Below are 4,921 nucleotides of genomic sequence, written 5' to 3'. Positions count from 1 at the left end.
GGGCGGGGCGGGTCAGCGGAAGTCGGCGGTGTGGTCGCGGGCCCATTCGCCGTACGGGCGCGGGGGCCTGCCGGTGACCGCGTCGGCGGTGACCGTCCCCGTCCCCGGGGCCTCCGGGGGCTCGGCGCCTTCCCGGACGGCGGGTTCGTCGGGGACCGACTCCACTCCGGAGTAGTCCTCGTAGCCGAGGAGGAAGTCGGCGTTCGCCGCGGCCCAGCCGCCCTGCCGGTGGTAGAAGGCACGGGCCTCGGCGACGGTGACCTCCTCGAGGCGGATCTCCTCGCCGAGGGCTTCGGCGATGGCCGCCACCTGCTCGCGCCGACTGAGCGTCTGCGGACCGGCCAGCGTGTAGACGGTGTTGACGTGCCGGTCCTCGACCAGCGAGGCGGCGGCGACATCGGCGATGTCCCACTCGTGGATCGGGGTGCCGATCAGGGCGGGGTACGGCTCGACGACGGTGCGGCGGGCGCGGATCGACGGACCCCACATGTGCAGGGAATTGACGGCGAACTCGCCGGGCCGGACATGGGTCCACTCCAGGCCGGATGCCTCCACGGCCCGTTCGACGGGCAGGTGGTACTCGGTGTCCCAGCCGGTGGTGACGGTGGCGGAGGAGAGCACCACGACACGGCGCACTCCCGCCTTCACGGCCAGGTCCACGACCTCCCGGGCCGTCTCCGGGACGGGGAACAGGAACATCTTCTCCACCCCCGCCAGGACGTCCGGCAGCGTCCGGGGCTGCGCCAGGTCGCCCGCGACGACCTGGACCCCGGCGGGCAGCCCGGAGCCGTCCGGCCTGCGGGTCAGCGCGCGTACGCTCTCACCGGCCTCCATCAGTTGTCCGACCACACGCCGTCCCACGTGCCCGGTCGCGCCCGTCACCAAGATCGTCATTGCGTACCACGCCCCTCAACCCCGCGCTCGGATGCCGTTTTCGAGCGTGCGGATGACCGTTGCGGTGACACCGTGCCGCGGCAGGACGCCGCGACTGGCCGACTCACAGCCCGCGTAGACGAGCGCCCACAGCGTGCCCTGGATCCACTGCACCGCGACGTCCGGGTCGAACACCCCCTCCGCCTGGCCGCGCGTGATCAGGTCGCCGACCATCCGGTCCACGGAGTCCGGCTCGTCACCCGCCTCGAAGCCTTCGAGAACGGCGGAGTCGCCGTACAGGAACAGCAGCCGATCCCCCGCGCCGACCATCGCCGCGACCAGCCGGCGCATCGCCTCCAGGGGCGGGCCTTCGTCCACCGCCGCGCCCAGGATCGACTGCTGGATCACCAGATAGGCGTCGGCGGCGGCCGCCTTGACCAGCACCTCCCGGTCGGCGAAGTAGCGGTGCAGGGTACTGCGCCCGACCTGGGCGGCCTTGGCGATGTCGGCGAGCGTCGCGGCGCGGTCCCGGGCGAGCACCTCCGCGGCCGCGCCCAGGATGGCGCGACGCGTACGACTCCGCGTTCCGGATTCCACAGCTGCACTGCTCATGTCCCGAACGTAACGGATCGTCACCCATCTTGGGCCTTCACCACTCAATCCTGGAACATGAATGTCTCATTTCGATGCTTGGGTGGGCTGAAGGCGCTGAGCTTCCCGCGTCACATCCGACGCCCTGTTACCGAAGGGGCCGCCTCCTCCACCACCCACGCGCGGCACGCGCCCGGCACGCCCCGCGCGCCGCACGGGATCAGCCTGGACGACGGCCGACGTGGATACGCCGCCGGTCGTCGGCCCGTCCGCCACCGTCAAGGGCGCACGCTCGCCGAACTGCGCGAGTGGATCCTCCGTGCGGAGCCCGACGCGGACGAGGAGGCCTGCGGGCGGTCCTGCGGACAGTCTCGGCGAACGTGTCGGCATCCTGGAGAGCGGTCTCGGCACCCCGCTCGACGGCACCGTGATCTCCGGCGGTGAGCCGTCGTCGGTGTCCTGGCGGCGTGCCGAGGGTCTGTCGGCGGACCGAGAGGGTGTGCAGGGGCCCTCCCGTGCCGACCGACCTTCCGCTGAGCACGAAGCCGGCACGCGCATGGCCTGTTGCCGGAGGGCGACCAGTGCCGGCGGGCGGTGCCGCTGTGTCCGCAACGCGGCGGGCCGGCCGAGGCCCACCGCAGCCCGGATCCGGTGAGCGGAGTCGTCCCGTTCCGGGCGTTGAACCGCCCGGAACGGCCCCGGCCAACGGCTATCGCCCCCCACCGCTGCTCACGGCGCCGCCGGGCCGCGGCGTACAGCGCTGCGCCGAGCGCCACGGCCGCGGCGGCGAGCCCGCCCGCTGCCGGTGCGGGGGATCCGGCGTCGGCAGCTCCGCCCCCTGGACGGGCTTGTCGGCGATGACCATGAAGCCGAGGCGGAGGCTCTGCTTCTGGCCGTTCTCGACCGCGGCGTCGAGGAGTTCCTCGGAGGTGACGAGGCCGTGGAAACGGTTCGGGGAGCCCCTCGACCCGTTCTGGCTCTGCCTCCCGGCCGCCGAGGCGTCCGGGACCGCCGGGCCCGGCGACGGCGCCCCTGGGCAGCAGCCGCGGCGCCCAGCACCAGCGCGCCGGCCGCCAGTGCCGCCCCGATCCGCTGCTCGGCCGTGCTGCGCCTGCGGTTCAACCGCATCAAGAGGGTCCCTGGTGTCAGCTGAGTCAGGCACTCAAACGCACCCGACCCCTGTACGACCCACCCCGGGGCCGGCCGGTTGCCCCGGAGAGATCAAAGAATCAGGGGACTCCGGGAGGTGAGTGGGGTGGCGGCAGCGGTTGGTCGTCAGCAGGGTGTCGGGTCGTCAGGTGTGAGGAACGGTGCGGTGGCCAGTCGAAGCGCCTCCCCCGCAGGGGGGAGGCGGATCATGCGTCGGCCCGATCCCTGCGTGCGCTGGATCCGGAACAGTGATCCCATGGAAATCAGCGGGACGAGTCCAACGGCGGCGTTCGAGGGGCCCGAGCTGCCCGGGCCGCCCGAGCGGCCGGAGCCGCTCCGGGCAGAGCGCACGGCCCCCGGGACGGGCCGACACCCCTGGGGGGTGACATGCGACGCTGCCGGGACGGGGGCCGGAGTTCCGGTGCGAGCGGTCCCCGCGCGCACCGGTGTCCGGATCCCCGGGTTCTCCCGGTCCGCACCTCCGAGGGGAGCGCCGCCGCCCCGTCCGCCGTTTCCCGCCGGTCCCCTGTGCTGCGGACGATGAGGAGCCGGCTGTGACGATGTGGCTCATGTCGTTTCCGGCGTTCGTGTGTCTGCTGGTCTTGTTCGCCCTGGTGGAGAGCGCGTGGCGATGGTTCACGGGGCTGGGCTTGATGCCGTGGCTGCGCAGGCGCACGGGGCGGTCGTTGTCGAGCACGGTCTTCGACGAATTCACGGCCGTCGTGAACGGAAACAAGGCGGCGGAGCTGGAGCAGCGGCGGGTGGAGCTGCTGAGGCGGGGCGACGAGAGCGACGGTGCGCCGCCTCGCTCCAGCATCGACCTGACCGCGGGCACCGCGTTCATCGTGTTGCCGCAGGAAGCGGGCGGCCCGCGCGCCGACAGGCGCGGTGCCCTTGAAAGCCGGCGGTGAAGCGCGGACCGGGGGAACGCACGGTCTTCGGCGAGGCGGGCTACGGGGAGCGAGAGACCAGACCGGATCTCGATGACCGCGTGGGTGCGCCGGTAGGCAGCGCTTCGGGCGTCCCACCGCACCGTCCCACTGCACCGTCCCCGGCACGAAGTCCTCGGGCGCCCGGCCTCGGCGGCGGGGGCCGGCCCGGCCCCGGCGGCCACGGCCGGCCCGCTGGCAGGTGTCCGCTGGTGCTGATCACCCGGGCCGCACCGGGCAGGGCCCGTACGAGGACGCCACGTCCGAGCCGCCCCGGAGCGGCCCCGGCTGAGGCGCTGTCAGCGGGCAGGTGAAGCCTGGCGTGGCCATGCCCTTACGCTTGGCCCCCGGCAGGGCTGTCGACGGACGGCCGGTGAGGGAACGGAGCGGGCGGTGCCGGTGCCATCGGAGCAGGCGAATGGCGGAGACCTGGTCGGCAGGGCACTCGGGGGGCGCTACCGGGTGACCGAGGTGATCGGCCGCGGTGGCATGGGCGTGGTCGCGCGGGCGGTCGACGAGGTGCTGGGCCGGGAGGTCGCCGTCAAGCTGCTGCGCGCCTACACCGACGCCAGCCCCGCCGAACAGGCCGACCTGCGGAACCGCATGCGGCGCGAGGCGCAGGCCGCCGCGCGCATCCGGCACGTCGGCGTCGTCACCGTGCACGACGTGACCGAGGAGCGGGGCCTGCCGGTCATCGTGATGGAACTCGTCGACGGGCCCTCGCTCGACCAGGTCGTCGCCGAGCGCGGCGCGCTGGACCCGTACGAGGCCGCCGCCATCGGCGCCAGGCTGATGGACGCGCTCGACGCCGCGCACCGGGCCGGCGTCCTGCACCGGGACGTGAAGCCGGGCAACGTGCTGCTGGAGCGCGGCGGCCGGGTCGTGCTCACCGACTTCGGCATCGCCAGCATGCAGGCTCCCGGCGACGAGGAGCTGGCGAAGCTGACCCGCAGCGGCGAGATCGTCGGCTCGCTCGACTACCTGCCGCCGGAACGGGCCCAGGGCAGGGAACCCGGACCCGCCTCGGACATCTGGTCACTGGGGATGACCCTGTACGCGGCGGTGGAGGGCGTCTCGCCGTTCCGCCGGACCTCCGTGTGGTCGACGCTGTCCGCGATCGTCGCCGAACCGCTGCCCGTGCCGCGGCGGGCCGGGCCGCTCGCGCCGGTGCTGTCGGCGCTGATGGCGAAGGAGCCGGAGAGTCGTCCCACCGCCGACCAGGCCCGCACGATGCTGGAGCGGGTGGCGTCCGGCGCCGCCGAGGAGAACCCGGCGCAGCCGGCCCCGGCAGTGCCACCGGTCGCCGTCGCGCCCACCCCCACGGCTCCGGTCGCAGCCACGCCCTCCGCCGCCCGCTCCAGCATCGTGCGGGCCTGGTC

General features: G+C 73.8%; 4 protein-coding genes. 2 read left to right on the top strand and 2 right to left on the bottom strand.

Annotated features, from left to right (window positions below; translation table 11 throughout):
- Positions 1 to 12: 12 nt before the first annotated feature.
- On the bottom strand, positions 13 to 894 hold the full coding sequence (locus HYE82_RS33935) for an NAD(P)H-binding protein (protein ID WP_179178066.1): 882 nt from the start codon (positions 892 to 894) through the stop codon (positions 13 to 15).
- A 15-nt stretch (positions 895 to 909) separates the two neighbouring features.
- Positions 910 to 1,485, bottom strand: coding sequence for a TetR/AcrR family transcriptional regulator (locus HYE82_RS33930; RefSeq protein WP_179178065.1), 576 nt, complete (start codon positions 1,483 to 1,485; stop codon positions 910 to 912).
- Between the two features lie 1,688 nt (positions 1,486 to 3,173).
- On the opposite strand from HYE82_RS33930, the gene HYE82_RS33925 reads away from it, so the two are divergent.
- A complete protein-coding gene (locus tag HYE82_RS33925) occupies positions 3,174 to 3,524 on the top strand; it encodes a DUF6191 domain-containing protein (protein ID WP_256988065.1) in 351 nt (116 codons plus the stop codon).
- 417 nt (positions 3,525 to 3,941) lie between these two features.
- A partial coding sequence (locus tag HYE82_RS33920) for a serine/threonine-protein kinase (RefSeq protein WP_179178067.1) occupies positions 3,942 to 4,921 on the top strand: 980 nt, incomplete at its 3' end.

Origin of the sequence: Streptomyces sp. BR123 (assembly GCF_013401435.1) — a bacterium.
GTDB lineage: Bacteria > Actinomycetota > Actinomycetes > Streptomycetales > Streptomycetaceae > Streptomyces.
This window is presented reverse-complemented; position numbering and strand designations above follow the sequence as displayed.

Excerpts from the sequence above, each read along its gene's own strand:
- HYE82_RS33935 (WP_179178066.1), bottom strand. The coding sequence starts at position 894 with ATGACGATCTTGGTGACGGGCGCGACCGGGCACGTGGGACGGCGTGTG.
- HYE82_RS33930 (WP_179178065.1), bottom strand. The coding sequence starts at position 1,485 with ATGAGCAGTGCAGCTGTGGAATCCGGAACGCGGAGTCGTACGCGTCGC.
- HYE82_RS33925 (WP_256988065.1), top strand. The coding sequence starts at position 3,174 with ATGTGGCTCATGTCGTTTCCGGCGTTCGTGTGTCTGCTGGTCTTGTTC.